General features: G+C 66.0%; 18 protein-coding genes and 1 pseudogene. 12 read left to right on the top strand and 7 right to left on the bottom strand.

Features of this window, described 5'->3' with window-relative positions:
* Nucleotides 1-343 precede the first annotated feature (343 nt).
* Both ACF3NP_RS10780 and ACF3NP_RS10775 read left to right on the top strand, forming a co-directional pair.
* Nucleotides 344-1288: a hypothetical protein gene (locus ACF3NP_RS10780; protein WP_181889321.1), complete on the top strand. Its 945-nt coding sequence runs from the start codon at nt 344-346 to the stop codon at nt 1286-1288.
* Between the two features lie 78 nt (nt 1289-1366).
* Nucleotides 1367-2479 carry an MFS transporter gene (locus tag ACF3NP_RS10775; RefSeq protein ID WP_375713424.1) on the top strand — a complete coding sequence of 371 codons (1113 nt, stop codon included), beginning with the start codon at nt 1367-1369 and terminating at the stop codon, nt 2477-2479.
* Here the strand turns inward: ACF3NP_RS10775 and ACF3NP_RS10770 are convergent.
* From ACF3NP_RS10770 to ACF3NP_RS10760, 3 genes are read right to left on the bottom strand one after another with little or no spacing between them, the layout of a single operon-like run.
* The gene (locus tag ACF3NP_RS10770) at nt 2389-2895 is read right to left on the bottom strand and encodes a hypothetical protein (RefSeq protein ID WP_392398680.1); all 507 of its coding nucleotides are present in this window, start codon (nt 2893-2895) and stop codon (nt 2389-2391) included. The two genes, ACF3NP_RS10775 and ACF3NP_RS10770, sit on opposite strands and share 91 nt — an antisense overlap.
* A 10-nt stretch (nt 2896-2905) precedes the next feature.
* The gene (locus tag ACF3NP_RS10765) at nt 2906-3547 is read right to left on the bottom strand and encodes an ABC transporter ATP-binding protein (RefSeq protein ID WP_311390362.1); all 642 of its coding nucleotides are present in this window, start codon (nt 3545-3547) and stop codon (nt 2906-2908) included.
* On the bottom strand, nt 3547-4524 hold the full coding sequence (locus ACF3NP_RS10760; RefSeq protein WP_181889324.1) for an ABC transporter permease: 978 nt from the start codon (nt 4522-4524) through the stop codon (nt 3547-3549). The genes ACF3NP_RS10765 and ACF3NP_RS10760 overlap by 1 nt, the downstream gene beginning before the upstream one ends.
* 91 nt (nt 4525-4615) lie before the next feature.
* Here ACF3NP_RS10760 and ACF3NP_RS10755 point away from each other — a divergent pair, with 91 nt between their 5' ends.
* From ACF3NP_RS10755 to ACF3NP_RS10735, 5 genes are all read left to right on the top strand, one after another.
* The gene (locus ACF3NP_RS10755) at nt 4616-5752 is read left to right on the top strand and encodes a sensor histidine kinase (RefSeq protein WP_392398679.1); all 1137 of its coding nucleotides are present in this window, start codon (nt 4616-4618) and stop codon (nt 5750-5752) included.
* Nucleotides 5749-6351: a response regulator gene (locus ACF3NP_RS10750; RefSeq protein ID WP_269952716.1), complete on the top strand. Its 603-nt coding sequence runs from the start codon at nt 5749-5751 to the stop codon at nt 6349-6351. The genes ACF3NP_RS10755 and ACF3NP_RS10750 overlap by 4 nt, the downstream gene beginning before the upstream one ends.
* 10 nt (nt 6352-6361) lie before the next feature.
* Nucleotides 6362-6904 (top strand): pirin-like C-terminal cupin domain-containing protein, encoded by a 543-nt coding sequence (locus ACF3NP_RS10745; protein WP_181889327.1) that lies wholly within the window; start codon nt 6362-6364, stop codon nt 6902-6904.
* An 86-nt stretch (nt 6905-6990) separates the two neighbouring features.
* The gene (dcuC, locus tag ACF3NP_RS10740; protein WP_181889328.1) at nt 6991-8415 is read left to right on the top strand and encodes a C4-dicarboxylate transporter DcuC; all 1425 of its coding nucleotides are present in this window, start codon (nt 6991-6993) and stop codon (nt 8413-8415) included.
* A 17-nt stretch (nt 8416-8432) separates the two neighbouring features.
* Entirely contained in the window at nt 8433-9719 is a 1287-nt protein-coding gene (locus tag ACF3NP_RS10735; protein ID WP_181889329.1) for an IS1096 element passenger TnpR family protein, read from the top strand.
* A gap of 16 nt (nt 9720-9735) precedes the next feature.
* On the opposite strand, the gene ACF3NP_RS10730 is transcribed toward ACF3NP_RS10735, so the two are convergent.
* Genes ACF3NP_RS10730 through ACF3NP_RS10720 form a run of 3 tightly spaced genes read right to left on the bottom strand, consistent with a single transcriptional unit; the run spans nt 9736 to nt 10912 of the window.
* Nucleotides 9736-10050: a DUF202 domain-containing protein gene (locus ACF3NP_RS10730; RefSeq protein ID WP_181889330.1), complete on the bottom strand. Its 315-nt coding sequence runs from the start codon at nt 10048-10050 to the stop codon at nt 9736-9738.
* The gene (locus ACF3NP_RS10725) at nt 10047-10412 is read right to left on the bottom strand and encodes a YidH family protein (RefSeq protein WP_181889331.1); all 366 of its coding nucleotides are present in this window, start codon (nt 10410-10412) and stop codon (nt 10047-10049) included. The genes ACF3NP_RS10730 and ACF3NP_RS10725 overlap by 4 nt, the downstream gene beginning before the upstream one ends.
* Nucleotides 10409-10912 (bottom strand): VanZ family protein, encoded by a 504-nt coding sequence (locus ACF3NP_RS10720; protein ID WP_181889332.1) that lies wholly within the window; start codon nt 10910-10912, stop codon nt 10409-10411. Before ACF3NP_RS10720 ends, ACF3NP_RS10725 begins: the two co-directional genes overlap by 4 nt.
* Nucleotides 10913-11041: 129 nt before the next feature.
* On the opposite strand from ACF3NP_RS10720, the gene ACF3NP_RS10715 reads away from it, so the two are divergent.
* The 4 genes from ACF3NP_RS10715 to ACF3NP_RS10700 all read left to right on the top strand — a co-directional run bounded on the left by ACF3NP_RS10715 (nt 11042) and on the right by ACF3NP_RS10700 (nt 13090).
* The gene (locus ACF3NP_RS10715; protein WP_070472254.1) at nt 11042-11467 is read left to right on the top strand and encodes an excisionase family DNA-binding protein; all 426 of its coding nucleotides are present in this window, start codon (nt 11042-11044) and stop codon (nt 11465-11467) included.
* A 236-nt stretch (nt 11468-11703) separates the two neighbouring features.
* Nucleotides 11704-12177, top strand: a complete 474-nt coding sequence (locus ACF3NP_RS10710) for a TIR domain-containing protein (RefSeq protein WP_181889333.1) — start codon at nt 11704-11706, stop codon at nt 12175-12177.
* On the top strand, nt 12174-12617 hold the full coding sequence (locus ACF3NP_RS10705; RefSeq protein ID WP_141741251.1) for an HIT family protein: 444 nt from the start codon (nt 12174-12176) through the stop codon (nt 12615-12617). Before ACF3NP_RS10710 ends, ACF3NP_RS10705 begins: the two co-directional genes overlap by 4 nt.
* Nucleotides 12614-13090: a hypothetical protein gene (locus ACF3NP_RS10700; protein ID WP_202032106.1), complete on the top strand. Its 477-nt coding sequence runs from the start codon at nt 12614-12616 to the stop codon at nt 13088-13090. The genes ACF3NP_RS10705 and ACF3NP_RS10700 overlap by 4 nt, the downstream gene beginning before the upstream one ends.
* Here the strand turns inward: ACF3NP_RS10700 and ACF3NP_RS10695 are convergent.
* Nucleotides 13077-13325: pseudogene (locus ACF3NP_RS10695) on the bottom strand (integrase core domain-containing protein); the annotation flags it as partial. The gene ACF3NP_RS10700 and the pseudogene ACF3NP_RS10695 sit on opposite strands and share 14 nt — an antisense overlap.
* Before the next feature lie 174 nt (nt 13326-13499).
* Between ACF3NP_RS10695 and ACF3NP_RS10690 the strand changes: the two are divergent.
* Nucleotides 13500-13898 carry an SHOCT domain-containing protein gene (locus tag ACF3NP_RS10690; protein ID WP_181889334.1) on the top strand — a complete coding sequence of 133 codons (399 nt, stop codon included), beginning with the start codon at nt 13500-13502 and terminating at the stop codon, nt 13896-13898.
* Nucleotides 13899-14145: the final 247 nt, after the last annotated feature.

The raw sequence follows: 14145 nt of genomic DNA, 5'->3' as shown, positions 1-14145 counted from the left end.
AGCCACCCCAGACGCATAAAAAACGTCGATACCTTTGAATTACAAGCGTGTAACTTACCCACTGACAAGCGCAAATGCCCCTTAAAGGGCGTATCAAACCCCAAAACTTACCTTTTATTTTGCTTAGAAAGTTGAGTTAACGTTCCGGTAACCTGCACTTTCCCCGAATTTAAACGGGTCGAGCCGTTTAAGAGAGCCACGTCACCCCTCTCTCGGATACTGAAATGTTGTTCCTCTGCGCTACGCTATCGGTATGTTAAAAAATCGGAGGATAGCAGCGCTCACATGCGCAGTCGCAACTGCAGCGGCCGCGTTTGTCGTGCCTTCCGCCGGTGCAGCTACCGTGGGCGAACCCAGCGATGGCGTGTGCTCGCTGAAGGTGAATGACGCTGAACGTAAGTACATTGATTCGCTCGACCGCAGTGTCGGCGTCGGCGCATCTGATGAGCGGGCCCGCTGGGCGTCCGCGTTTGAGCAGTTGTACCCGGCTGCTCCGGACACCGTCGCACCGTTTTTGGAGTTGTTCACCGGCTCGTACGTGACCTACTTCAACAGCAACCTTGAGGCCAACATCGAGAACTGGGCTCAGCGAGTCGCTGAGGACACTGGGGCGGACATCGATTCTTCCCGCGCGTACTTCACGCAGGTGTGGAATTCGGCGGCGGTCAGCGACCACCAGGCGTTCGACATGACCAAGTACTGGAACATCATTGATACCGCTGTGAGCAACGGCGAGATCACTGTGCCGGCTCGCGACGGCTTCGCGGAGTTCGCGTTGATCCCGGACCGCGAGGGGCTGGTTGAGCAGCAGTCTCGCGATTACCCGGCCATGCCGAAGGACCAGGTCGAGGCGTGGGTTGATGCGTATGAGCAGCTGCCGGACGTGAAGCAGGCTCGTCGTGTGGCAAGGTTGATGGTGGCGTTCGAGGAGGCTCGTCAGACTTGTGCCAAAGGTGGCGGCAACGCACTGCTGCCTACCGACGGCCCGAACCCGGACGCCCCGACCACCACGCCGACGACAAGCACCAACGCGGTTCCGAGTGGGCAGGAAGGCAAGAGCAGGGACACAGTGACTCACACGGTCACCAACGGCAACGTCACCACTTCGGTGACCACCGACACTTTGACCAGCCTGACCGTATCCCAGACCACCCACAGGACTGAGCAGACCATGGAAGCCGCGTCCGGCGGCTCTTCCGCGAGCACGGGTACGATCATCGGTGTGATCGTGGCGATCCTGGTGGCCCTTGGCGCCGCAGGCGCAGCGTTTGCGCTGTCTGACCAGTAGCCGTATCTTGGCTCGGTGCGAAACACGCAGCAATCTCCGCAGCAAGCAGCGAAGTTCCCCGTCGTCCCGCTGACGGCGATGAGCTTCGCTGCTTTCGTGTACGTCACGTTCGAGATGTTCGCCATCGGCCTGATTTCTCCGATGGCGCGGGACCTGAACGTCTCTGAGGGCCAGATTGGCCTGCTCATGAGCGTCTACGCCGGTCTGGTCGCGGTAGTGACCATTCCGCTGATGCACGTCACGCGGAAGGTGAACAGGCGCTACCTGCTCATCGCCACCCTGGTTTTCCTGCTGGGCGGCATTGTCCTGCAGGCCACGGCCACGAGCTACGCCACGCTGGTGGCGGGGCGTGTGACGGCGGCGTTTACCCACGGGTTGTTCTGGTCGCTGGTCAACCCGGTCGCCGCGCGTATTGCGCCGCCGGGGCAGATGGGCAAGGCGGTGGCTGCGGTGTCGTTCGGGTCCACCCTGTCGATGGTGGTCGGCTCGCCGCTGACCACGGCGATGGGCTCGGCGATCGGCTGGCGCGCCTCCACTTGGGTGCTCGGCGCTGCGGTGGTGGGTGCCCTGGTCATGCTGGTGATTTCCCTGCCCAGCCTGCCCGCGAAGCCGCCGGCGCAGCAGGCCGACGCGCAGGCGACGAAGTCGGCCATCCCGTCTCTGGTCATCTACCTGGTGCTGGCCGTGATGGCGATCTTTGTCACCTTCACGTACCTGGCCCTGCTCATCGAGGCCACCGCAGGCCACCGCTTCGTGCCCTACGGTGTGGCCATCTACGGCATCGCGGGCCTGGTCGGCGTGACCCTGTCGGGCCGCCTGGTGGACGCGCGCATGATCCGCCTCAACGGCATTGCCACGGCCACGCTGGTGGCCTCCGGCGTCGCGGGCCTGCTCGCGCTGCACTACAACACGGGCGCGGGCATGTTCGCGGTGATCGTGGTCTTCGGCATCGCCGCGGGCGCGCTGCCCACGGTAGCCACGACGATTTTCCTGTTCGCCGGCCAGCGCAACCAGGATTTGGCCAGCTCGGTGTACGTGGTCACGTTCCAGGTGGGCATCGCTTCCGGCTCCGCGCTGGGCGCCGCCACGGTGGACCTGGGCTACTTGGGCGGCACGTTGCTGTCCACGGCGGTGCTCGGCGCTTTGGCGTTTACCGTCATGGCCACCCGTTCGCGGTCCCTCCTGCGGTAGCGCGCGGGTTCCACGAACCGCCCGGCTGCCTCCAACTCCAGGTAGTCGCGGAAAAACGTCGCGGTCTCGCCGGCGACATACGTGCGTTGGCCCCACTCGGGGACGCGGAAAATGCCGTGTGGCACGCGCACGAGGTCGCGGCCGCGCAGCATGGTCGCGCCGATTTCCTGCAGCGAGGTCACAATGAACGCCTCGCCCACCGCGTACGCGACCATGTTGCGGTCCAAAGCGCGAAGCTTATCGACGGCGCTCCGCCCCGCCAGCCAGTAGCCATCGCCGGCCACGAGGGCGTCGTCAGGCACCTGCGGAAGAGTGCGCACCTGGGGCCCGGACGACGAAAGCCCCGCCCTGCGCTCGATCTCCCTGGCCAGCAGTGCGGGGTCGAGCGGGGCGGGGCCGGGGGCGCAGTAGAACACCCGCGCCAGTTTAGACGTAGGCGGGGGCGTTGACGCCGAGTTCGAAGACTTCGTCGCTGCTCTCGATCAGCGACCGGTCGTGGGTGACAAAGCCGCAGGCGATGCCACGTTCCGTGGTGAGCTGGCGCAACAGTGCCACGATCTCCTGGGAGCGGTCGGCGTCGAGGGCGGCGGTGGGCTCGTCCGCAAGCAGGAGCGCTGGCTCGCCCATGAGCGCACGCGCGATGCCCACGCGCTGGCGCTGGCCGCCGGACATCTCGCCGATGCGGCGGTCGCCCAGACCCTCAAGGCCGACGGTGGCCAAAAGCTCCTCCGCCCTCTCCTTCCGGGGACGAAGCCCCCGAATATGGTCGGTGACCAGCAGCTGGTCCCGCACGTTCAGCGCGGCGATGAGGTTTGCCTGCTGGAAGATCATGCCGATCTTGTCGCGGCGCACGTCGTTGTCCACGATCTGGCCGTTGAGCTTCGCGGTGCCGGAGTCCGGCTGAATCAGGCCGGCCGCCACGGAGAGCAGGGTGGACTTGCCGGAGCCGGACTCGCCCACGATGAAGGTCATCTCGCCGGGCTTGGCGGTGAACTCCAGGTGGTCCAGCACGGTGCGCATTTCCTGGCCGTCCTTGAATGCGACGGTGACATCGTTGAGTTCGAGCATTATGCGACACCTCCAAGAGCCGCCTGAGGGTTAACTTTCGTGATGGAACGGGTGGCGATCAGGGCGCCGACCATGCCCAGGGCCCAGATGGCCACCGGGGGAGCGACCGCCGTGAGCGCGGTCAGCGAGAACGGCGCGCCGCCCTGCATGAGCAGGCCCAGGCCGAAGGCGGCGACGCCGCCGATGAGCGCGCCGAGCCCCAAAATCACCGCGGCCTGGCCGAGGGCGTCCTTGAGCAGGTACGTGTTGGACGCGCCGATGGCCTTCAGGATGGCCAGGTCGCGGGTGCGCTGCATCGTCCACACGGTGAGGAAGGCGATGATCACCAGCGCGGCGATGGCATAGAGGAAGCCCTGGATGAGCTTCAGCGAGCCCTGCTCCGAGGAGTAGGCCGGCAGGCCGTCGAAGGCCTCCTTCAGGCCCACCCCGCCGTCGACCTCGTGGTCTGCCAGCAGAACTGAGCCGTCGGCGTCGGTGTGCATGGCCGCCTGCCAGAAGCCGGTGGGCACCCACAGGACGGGGGAGTGGGAGAACGCGAGGTCCTCGCCGATCGCGCCGACGGTGATCTCGTTGCCGGCGACGGTCACGGTCTCGCCCTCGCCGACGTCGAGGGAGGGTGCGGCCACGGCTTCGTCGGAAAGCGTCTGGCCCCCTGGAAGTTCGGTGCCCTTAGGCAGCGACAGGATGGCCACGGCCGCGTCCTCGCCGTTGCCCTTGGTCATGAGCATCTGGCTGGCGCCGAGCGGGGTGAGCCCGTCGCGCGCCTCGACGCGGGAGGTGGTGAACGAGATGTCCTCCGGGTCCTGGAAGACCACAGACTTCGGGTCCAGCGCCTCCAGCGCGGACGTGTTCTGCTTGCCCAAGCCGGCGGTCAGGCCAGTGAGCACGACCACCAGCAGCGTAATCAGCGCCACGGTGCCTGCGATCAGCCCGAAGCGCCCCTTGGCTGACGTGATTTCTCTGATTCCTACGAACATGGTGTAAATCCTGCCGTTGACCTGCACCTTGATACATCGCGCTGGCGGTTGAAATCCCGCTCAACCGATCGGTTGATCTACGCTCAGACGCATGTTGTCCACCACCCGCCTGCTCGATTTTCTGCGCGTGAGCCTGCACGTGCTCGTGGCCGTGCTGCTAGCGGTGGGGCTCGTGGGGCAATTGCGTAGCGACGCCCCCGTGACCGCCCTCGCCCTGCCCCTGGCGTTCGCCTGCGTGTACATGGCCGGCACCGTCTGGCACTTCCACGGCAAGGACTACCCGGCGTGGGCGCCCTACGCCTGGCTGGCGGTAGTGGCGGCGCTGTGGGTGGGACTGGTGCAGATGTCCGAGGAGTTCGTGTGGCTGGAGTTCCCGCTGGTGATGCTGTCCTGCGTGCTGCTGCCCGCGTGGTGGGAGCTCGCGGCCGCCGCGGCGTTTCTGGCCGTGGCGCTTTCCGCCACCGCCCCCGGCGGCGGGCCCGGCGCGGTCATCGGCCCCACCATCGGCACCGTGCTGGCGGTGATCATCGTGCACGCCTACCAGGCACTTCGCGCGGAGGCGGACCACTACCGGCAAATGGCCGAGGACCTCAAGGCCGCCCAGCGCGAGGCCGCGAAGGCCGAGCACGCGGCGGGCGTGGCGGAGGAGCGGGCGCGTCTGGCGCGCGAGGTGCACGACACCATGGCGCAGGGCTTGAGCTCCATCGTGCTGCTGGGCCGGGCGATGGACAAGCAGCTCGGCGAGGGCGACCCGGCGCGCGAGACGCTGGGCGTGATCCGCTCCACCGCCTCCGACAACCTGGCGGAGGCGCGTCGTTTCGTCGCGGAGAACTCCGCGCAGCCGCAGGCCCCGAAGCGCGAGACGCTGCCGGTGCGCCTTGAGCGCCTGGCGCGTCACGCCCAGGACCGCCAGCGCGCGCTCGGCGAGCAGCTCGGGGTCCGCGTCCAGGCCGTTGACCTGCCGGAACCGTGCGCGTCGGTGGCGGAGCGCGTTGTGCGGGAGGGCCTGAGCAACATCGTGCGCCACGCGGGTGCCTCGTCGGCGGTGGTGACCGTCGATAGGCTTGGTGCGACCGCAACCATCGACGTCTTCGACAACGGCCGCGGCATCACCGGCCCCGAGGGCTACGGCCTGAAAGGCCTGCGCGCCCGCGTCGAGGAGGTCGGCGGCGAGCTTACGGTGGAGGGCAACGTCCTCGCCGCAACCCTGCCTGTGGAGGAGAAATGACGCTGAACGTCATGCTTATCGACGACCATCCGGTCGTCCGCGCCGGCCTGCGCGCCGTCCTCAATTCCTTCGACGGCGTGGAAGTCGTCGCCGAGGCCGCCGACGGCAACGCCGAGGTGCCCGACGGGGTGGACGTGGTGGTCTCCGACATCCAGATGCCCGGCGCGGACGGCATCGCGCTGACGCGCCGCCTGGTCGCCGCCGGCGGGCCGCCGGTGTTGATCCTGACCACCTACGACACCCAGGCGGACGTGGTCGCCGCGGTGGAGGCAGGCGCCATGGGCTACCTGCTCAAGGACGCGCCGGAAGATGAGCTGTACGAAGCGGTGCGGAGCGCGTCGCAAGGCAAAAGGGTGCTCTCCCCGCAGGTGGCCAACGTGCTGGCGGACCGGCTGGTCAACCCGGCCGAGGCGCTGTCCGCGCGCGAGATTGAGCTGCTGCGCGCGGTGCAGACCGGCGCCTCCAACAAGGAAATCGCCCAGCAACTGTTCATCTCGCAGGCGACCGTGAAGACGCACCTGATCCACATTTATTCCAAACTCGGGGTGGACAACCGCACCGCCGCTGTGGAGGAAGCCCGGCAGCGCCGGATCATATAAGCTTGCCACCATGTCATTCATTGAGCTGAACGCGGGCCCCTGGCGCGGGGTCGCATTCCTCAGGGGCCTCGGCGGCCCCGACGACACCCCCGCAGGCTGCAAATCCTTCGCATGGCGGCACGACGGCACCGCGCGCCTCGGCGGCGTGCTCGAGCGCGCGCAGGTGCAGGTGCTTATCGACGCTGAAGCGGTCCCCGACAAGATCCAGCGCGCCCAACCGGACGCGTTTGGCCTGCGCAGCGTGACCACCGAATCCGCGGGCGAGGCCTTCGTCTTCGCCGGGCGCATGTTCGGCCGCACCGGTGCGGTGGAAACCGACGAGCCCTGCGTGGCAGCGCAGCTGACCATCGCGCCGGAGACCGAACTGGCGGTCACGGTCTACGAGGAGTTCGAGTACGCCGTGGTCGCCCCCGACGGGGACATCACCGTGAACAACACCCCGGTGCCGCCGCACTCCGCCGGCATGCTGGACGCCGGCCACCGCACCCTGGGGCTGAAGAACCGCTCCGAGAACATCGCTCACGTGCTCATCCTGGGCGGGCAGCCGGCTTAGCGTTTGCGGCGGGTTTTCGCCGAGAGATTTGCCACACCTTACGCATTCGCCCAGCGGGGTGTGGTTTCGCACTGCATAATCGCAGCGTGCTTTATATTTTCTTTGCCATTCTCGCCGTCATTGCCGTCGGCTACTTCATTGCCAAGAAGGTCCACGCGGCCTCCTCCATTTTCGCTGTCGGCGTGCTGCTGCTGATGATCGCCGCAGCCACCGGGCGCATTGACCACTCCACCGCGGACATCGAGTCCTCCGGCAACGCGTTCTACGACGAGCTGCTGATCATCGAGTCCCTGTTCAAGTCCCGCTTCGCCGGCACCGGCATGGCGATCATGGTGCTGTTCGGCTTCGTCGGCTACATGCGCCACATCGGCGCCGACGCCAAGACGGTGGTGGCGCTGTCCAGCCCGCTGCGCCGCTTCCACGGCTCCTACTGGCTCGTGCCCATCGGGTTTGCCGTCGCTACGCTGTTGTCCTTCGTCGTGCCTTCTGCCAGTGCGTTGTCGCTGCTGCTCGTGGCCACGCTGATGCCGGCGCTGATCGCCGCGGGGCTGACGCCGCTGACCGTCGGCGCGATCGTGGCCACCGCCTCCACCATCGCGCCGTCGCCGCTGGAGGCCGGCCTGATCCAGGGCGCGGAGCTGACCGGCATGACCGTCACCGAGTTCACCTTCGGCAACGTGGCCAAAGCCACCATCCCCGCGCTGGTGGTCATCGCGTTTGTGCACATGTGGTGGCAGCGCCACTGCGACAAGAAAGACCTGGTCAAGTCCGGTGCCGGCGCGTCGGACGCCGAGCTTGAGGCAGCCAAGGACAGCGAGTCCGAGCGCCGCATCCGCGAAGCCGTCGAGCGCGCCGAGGGCCTGCCCGGCTTCTACGCCATCCTGCCGCTTCTGCCGCTGCTGTTGATCATCGTCTCCGCCGCCCTGAACCGCCTGGGCGTGGTTTCCTTCGAGGCCGGCATCCTGCCGGTGACCGTGGTCTCGCTGATGGTGACCATGATCATCGAGGCCATCCGCCTGCGCGACGTCAACTACGCCACCGACTCCCTGCAGGAGTTCTTCAAGGGCCTGGGCGAGGGTGCCGCCGGCGTGGTCTCCCTGATCGTCGCCGCCGCCATCCTGGTGGAGGGCATCACGCAGATGGGCGTGATCGAGGCCCTGACCAACCTGGCCCAGGCCTCCTCCGGCGCCGCCGTGCTGATGGTGCTGGTGTTCGTGCTCGCCACCGCCGCGATGGCGCTGCTCACCGGCTCCGGCGTGGCGCCCTACTTCGCGTTCTCCGAGATGGTGCCCGGCATCGCCGCCGATTCCGCCGTGTCCGCCCCGCAGATGCTCACCTCCATATGGGCCGCCTCCAACACCATGCGCCAGGCCTCCCCGGTTAACGCGGCGGTGCTCATCGTCGCCGGTGCGCTGCAGGTCAACCCGATCGATGTGGTCCGCCGCACCGCCGTGCCGCTGACCGCGGGCGCGGTGACTGCCGTCGTGTGTGCCTTCCTGTTCGTGGTTTAGGCCGTAAGGTTGCCGGTATGACCGTTTCAGTGCTCATGATCGTGGAAGGCACCTCGCCCGAAATTTCCCGCTGCGTCAACGTCGAGGAAACGATGACGCTCGGCGAACTCTCCCAGATCATCGACGCATCCCTCGGTTTCACCGGCGCCGCCACCCACCTCTACGTCAGCCAGGAGGGCACGCAGCGCTCCGTCTTTACTGCCGTGCCCGGCCCCGGCGAGCACCAGGAAAACGAGCTCACAGTCGCCGAGATGCGGCCCATGACCTACGTCTACGACCCAGCCGCCAACTGGAACATCCACGTCGAGGTCCTCGGCCCCTCCAACATCGAGGGGCCTACGCCCATGCTTATCGACGCCGCCGGGCCCGACGTCGTCGAAGCCTGCTCGGGACCAGAGCTGATGACCACCTTCCGCAACCAAGCCCGCCTGCTGGCCGCCGGCATCGAGCCGGACTTAGAGACCATCACCCTGATGTTCTCCTACCTGCCCGTCATGCCGCCGGAGCGGATGCTCGACCGCATGACGCAGGCCGACCCGGTGTCCGTGGCCACCCGCATCGGCAACGTCGCCGAGGAGATGTTCTTCGACGAGGTCGCCGCCGCCGACGAGCACGGCGACGGCCCCGGCCTGGCCCAGCACTTCGACGACTTCCTCCAGTCCCGCCCCGACCTGCTCCAGATCATCGACATGGACCCGCACCCGGAGCGCAACCCCACCATGATCAACGCCGTGACCGAATTCTTCGGCGACATGCTTGGCGGGCCGGGCGGGGTAGAGGTGCCGGGCTCCTTCGACGATTTGCCCCCGCTCACCCTCACCGGTGTAGTCGAGCAGCTCGTGGAGCTGTTCGCCGACGGCGTCACGCTGAAAAGGGGACTCCTGCCGCTTGAGACTGCGCGCGGGATCGTCGCGATCACCGAGCTACGGGACCCCGACGAGGTCTCGGACGTGCTCGTGGAATCCGGGCTGCTGAAAAAGCGCAAGGGCGTCATCACCCTCACCAAGGCGGGCGAACAGTTCCTGGCTGACGATTCCACCCACAGGTTCTACGTCGAGCACTCGCTCCGCCTGTTCGAAGCACTGGTGGGGTGGGAGCTTTGGGAAGCCACCATCGAATGGTTCATCGGCGACGGCGGCGCCACGCCACCCGAGTCAATGGACTTCCTCATCCCCTGGCTCTACGCCTTCAACGTCGTGGAGGAAACCTCCCCCGGACACTCCCACCTTTCCGACCAGGGCCGCGCGATGATGCGCGTCCACCGCAATAACTACCAGCAGACAAAACGCTTCCGTAACGGCTAACCGCGCGGCCCGCCCCTCACCCCACCACCAGGTACAGCCCCAGCCCGCCGGTGCCGAGCATCATCGCGGTCAGCAAAAACACGGCGGCGGCGTTGGGGGCGCTGCGCTCGTCGGCAAGCGCGGAGGCTTCGAAGCGGTACGCGCGCCGGTTCAGCGCCACGATCACCAGCGCGCCCGCCGCCAGCACCACCGACGCCACCACGATCAGCGCCGGGTAAGCACCGGCCCACCGCAGCAGCGTGGCCGCGCAGACGAGCATGGCCAGCGCGGTGCGCGTCCAGCTCATGGCGGTGCGCTCCGGCTGCAGGCCGGGGTCGGCGACGGCGATCATGCGAGCAGGCTCACCGCCACAACCATCGCCGCGACGAACACCACCACGCACAAGACGGGGATGATGGCGGGGGCGGGCAGCGGCTCGTCGTGACGCAAGGCCCGCTCGATGCGCACCCACCGCACCGCCGCACCTGCGGAAATGGCCATGGCGATCAGAATGACCGCAGCGGCCGCGACCTTGCGCACGCCGGGTTCGATGCCGGGCAGCTCAAACGCCTCGAGCGCGATCCCGCCCGCGAGAAACGCCAGCGCGGTGCGGGTCCAGGCGAGGAAGGTGCGCTCGTTGGCCAGGGTGAAGCGCGGGTCGGGCTCCCCGCCGTCGGGGAAGACCCGCCTGGTAAACCATCCGCGCTCACTCATGCGCTCAACCCTAGCGCCGCCCACACAACCAGCACGACCGCACCGGCCGCGGCGATGCACCACAGCACCGTTGCGCGATTGCCTCTCGACGTCCCTCCGGCCGCCCCCGCCCCCAGCCACGCACCCACGACGTTGCAGAGCACGTCGTCAGTGTCGCTGTAGCCCCACGAGAACACGTACTGGGCAACCTCGATGCCGAGGCTGCACACCAGGCCGAACAGTACCGCCCGCCCCACCGACCCCCGGTACGCGACGAAGCCGACCGGCAGAAACAGCGCAATGTTGCCGAACAGGTTCAACCACGGGCCCCACCACACGCGCGCGTACTCGAAGGTCTCCAGCGGGTTCAGGCGGATCTGGCTGACCTGGTGCGACTCCGCCGACCACAACCCTGGGATGGACACGAACGCCTTGCCCACCGTGAACGCGAGCACGACCAGCGCGGTCACCACCGCCGCGACGTGGGTAGCGGCGTCGTTGGTTTTGCTCGTTGATTTCACCCGGCCCACCGTAGGCGCAGATTCTGCTTGCGGCTTGGATGGTGCATATGAAGTGGATAACCGTGGGGTTGCACTTCCCGCCGGCCCGCAGTTACAGTTATTACAGATGAACGATGGAAGGAGGACCCCATGTCCAACGCACTGCTTGGTCAGTTGGAGGGGAATTCGCTCGGCGAGGCGGAACTTGAGCGTCTGCGCGAATTCATACGCAAGGAACAAGATTCCCCGCTGGGTGTCCTTCTTCAGCGGGTCGCGGAGGCAAACGAAGACGGCATCACCGTGAACTTGCTTGCCGACGATGCGGAGCTCTCCCCGAACCAGGCTGCAAAGCTCATGAAAATGAGCCGCCCGCACCTGCTAAAGTTTATGAGGGACGGTGACCTTCCCTTCCACCTCGTGGGCAGCCACCAGCGCCTAAAGATGTCCGATCTCCGCGATTTCATGGCGACTCGTGAGGCTGGGGCGGAGTTCGTCGCCAACGCGTTGCACGACACCCATGATTCTGCGCATTCCAAATACTCGGGCGATGCCCTGTCGGAGCTGGAGGACCTCTAGGTGTACTGACCGAAGACGTTGGTCGAAAACTGGCGGCCTTGGGTGCGTTGGGTCTCAGGTCTAGTCTTCTAGCAGTGCCACCGGAGCGGGAACACCGCTGCGCCTGTCAACCAGTCAAGGCAGTCTTCGCGTTTGCAGCAGTTCGAAGACGGTTCGGGCGAAGTGTCAGACGGAGCTGATAAGCATGGCTCGTCCGGGACGCTCTGGCCGCAGGGAAAGGAAGGCGCTCGGGAATCATGGCTAAGTCCGTCTTCTACTCGTTCCACTATCTCCGCGACGTTCACCGCGTCCAGTTGGTGCGCAACATCAACGCCTTGGAGGGGCAGCCACTGCTGAACGCTCAGGGATGGGAATCAGTTCGCCGTCAGGGCGATCAGGCGATCAAGAACTGGATCCAGAAGGAGATGGCATACAAGAAGGCAGTGATCGTGCTCATCGGTCAAGAGACAGCCAGTCGCCCCTGGGTCAAGTACGAGATCAAGAAGGCATGGGCCGACAGGAAACCCCTTCTTGGCGTCCATATCCACGGACTGTCCTCGATGGGAAGCGTGGATTCCCTGGGGCGGAGTCCCTTCAATCCCGCTGCTGGCATCCCGGTCTTCGATCCGACCGTCCTGAGTTGGACCGGTGGCATCGATTCGAAGGCCACGTACGGCAAGTTGGTCGACAACTTGGAACGGTGGTCTGCGCAGGGGGTTGTGCGGCCATGATCGACGTTCAAGAGTGTCCCTTCTGCGAGATCGTGCAGCGGGAGGATCCGGATGCGCGGGAGGTGTATCGAGACGAACACGTAGTTGCCTTCTTCCCGCTGGAGCCTGCCACACTGGGGCACACCTTGGTGGTTCCCCGGCACCATATCTCGGACATCTGGAGTCTCGACGACGAGCTCGCGCGGCACCTAGGCGTTGCGACCACCCGATTGTCTCAAGTGGTCAAGCACGTGCTGCGTCCTGAGGGCCTCAACGTCATCCAGTCGAATGGGAGAGCTGCCACGCAAACTGTGTTCCACCTCCACGTTCACATCGTCCCCCGATGGAGCAACGACTCCGTTGGTCGCATCTGGCCGCCAATAACGAACTACACCGAGGAGCAGAAGGACGCTGCATGGGAGAAGCTGCGAATCGCTTGTCGACAGGTGCCGCCCTCATGACGGCCGCCGAAGGTGGTTCTGCGAAGGCCGAGGACGTGCGCAAGCACCTCGACTTCATCCAGGCGGTGGTCACCAGGATGTCAGCCGCCTCCGCGAATGCCAAGGCGTGGCTTCTCCCTATTGTGACTGCGACATATGGCTACGCGTTGACTCAACATGCAGGAACTGTCGCGCTCTTGGGGGTATTGGCGGCTGGACTATTCGGCTTCCTCGACGCGAACTACCTCCGGCAGGAGCAGGCGTATCGCGCGCTCTACGACGCGGTGGCAAATGGAACTCGCGATGTACCGCTCTTCTCCTTGGATGTTGCGCACGCTTCCGATCCGACTCCTGAGCCCGTTACCCGATGGGAACGCACCTTGGCGCGGCTCCACTGCTGGATCCCTCGCGGGCGCGTGTGGGCTTCATGGTCGATTGCACCCTTCTACGGGGTCCTTCTCCTGGTCGGCATGGCGATCTTCATGGCTGCCTAGCAGTTGACTTGGCCTCAATGCCCGTCAATCGTGAGAAGGGTGGCTGGTTGCCGCAGGCGGTGTGGGGGCGGTGGTGGTTGTAGTAGTGGAGCCAGCCGTCGAGCTCTCCGCGGCGCTCGGCCTCGGAGGTGTAGCAGCGTGCGTAGGCCCAGCCATCGGCCAGGGTGCGGTGGAAGCGTTCGATCTTCCCGTTGGTCTGGGGTCTGTAGGGCCGGGTCCGCTTGTGTTTGATGTTCTTCACCAGCCCAACCCGGTCAGCGTGTCGCAACCCGGCTACCACACTTGGTGAGGAAGAGCTGCTAATGTGGTTCGGCGATGGCCCGGGCACGTCCTTGTTCCTAACCGTCGTGCGCTGGGGTCCGCGTGGACCGCTCGGCCAGCGTCCATCCAGTCAGGAGGCAGTCAGCAGATGTTCGACGACAACGGCTCATTCCTACTCGCCATGTTCGAGTTCTTCATCTTCTTCGCATGGCTCATGTCCCTGTGGTGGATCTTCGGAGATCTCTTCCGCAGCAAGGACCTCGGCGGCTTCGCGAAGGCGCTGTGGGTGGTGTTCATCATCGTGCTGCCGTTCATCGGAATGCTCGCGTACCTGCTTGTTCGAGGTCGGGGGATGACCGACCGCGCGGTCGAGGCGCGCCAGGAGCTCCAGCAGCGGCAGGATGAGTACATCAAGTCCGTCGCCGGCGGCTCCGCCGGATCGAGCCCGACCGATGAGATCGCCTCGGCGAAGGCCCTTCTCGACTCGGGAGCGATTACCCAGCAGGAGTTCGACCAGATCAAGGCAAGGGCGCTCTCCTCGGTCTGACCCTGGTCCGCTCCCTCGCCAGCCGCAGCGTCGCGGTCCGAGGGCGACCATCCGGCGCGGCCTTGTCGCGGGGCGAATTCGCGGTTCGCCGGACGCTGGCCAGCTTGGCTCCTAGGCTCCGGGTGCCGCGCCGCCATCGAGGGGGCGCCACCTGACCTTGGGGGTCACTCGATGGCTCTGGTTGTGCACCGGTTCACAGCGTAAGGTCGCGCCCGCCACCCGCGGCGCCGCTTGGTCCAAGTGTGCC

Source organism: Corynebacterium lehmanniae, assembly GCF_043161975.1.
GTDB lineage: Bacteria > Actinomycetota > Actinomycetes > Mycobacteriales > Mycobacteriaceae > Corynebacterium > Corynebacterium lehmanniae.
This window is presented reverse-complemented; position numbering and strand designations above follow the sequence as displayed.

Bases quoted from the DNA above. Each gene is read 5' to 3' on its own strand.
- ACF3NP_RS10775 (WP_375713424.1), top strand. From the start codon at position 1,367: ATGAGCTTCGCTGCTTTCGTGTACGTCACGTTCGAGATGTTCGCCATC.
- ACF3NP_RS10765 (WP_311390362.1), bottom strand. From the start codon at position 3,547: ATGCTCGAACTCAACGATGTCACCGTCGCATTCAAGGACGGCCAGGAA.
- ACF3NP_RS10760 (WP_181889324.1), bottom strand. From the start codon at position 4,524: ATGTTCGTAGGAATCAGAGAAATCACGTCAGCCAAGGGGCGCTTCGGG.
- ACF3NP_RS10755 (WP_392398679.1), top strand. From the start codon at position 4,616: ATGTTGTCCACCACCCGCCTGCTCGATTTTCTGCGCGTGAGCCTGCAC.
- ACF3NP_RS10750 (WP_269952716.1), top strand. From the start codon at position 5,749: ATGACGCTGAACGTCATGCTTATCGACGACCATCCGGTCGTCCGCGCC.
- ACF3NP_RS10745 (WP_181889327.1), top strand. From the start codon at position 6,362: ATGTCATTCATTGAGCTGAACGCGGGCCCCTGGCGCGGGGTCGCATTC.
- ACF3NP_RS10735 (WP_181889329.1), top strand. From the start codon at position 8,433: ATGACCGTTTCAGTGCTCATGATCGTGGAAGGCACCTCGCCCGAAATT.
- ACF3NP_RS10730 (WP_181889330.1), bottom strand. From the start codon at position 10,050: ATGATCGCCGTCGCCGACCCCGGCCTGCAGCCGGAGCGCACCGCCATG.
- ACF3NP_RS10725 (WP_181889331.1), bottom strand. From the start codon at position 10,412: ATGAGTGAGCGCGGATGGTTTACCAGGCGGGTCTTCCCCGACGGCGGG.
- ACF3NP_RS10715 (WP_070472254.1), top strand. From the start codon at position 11,042: ATGTCCAACGCACTGCTTGGTCAGTTGGAGGGGAATTCGCTCGGCGAG.
- ACF3NP_RS10710 (WP_181889333.1), top strand. From the start codon at position 11,704: ATGGCTAAGTCCGTCTTCTACTCGTTCCACTATCTCCGCGACGTTCAC.
- ACF3NP_RS10705 (WP_141741251.1), top strand. From the start codon at position 12,174: ATGATCGACGTTCAAGAGTGTCCCTTCTGCGAGATCGTGCAGCGGGAG.
- ACF3NP_RS10700 (WP_202032106.1), top strand. From the start codon at position 12,614: ATGACGGCCGCCGAAGGTGGTTCTGCGAAGGCCGAGGACGTGCGCAAG.
- ACF3NP_RS10690 (WP_181889334.1), top strand. From the start codon at position 13,500: ATGTTCGACGACAACGGCTCATTCCTACTCGCCATGTTCGAGTTCTTC.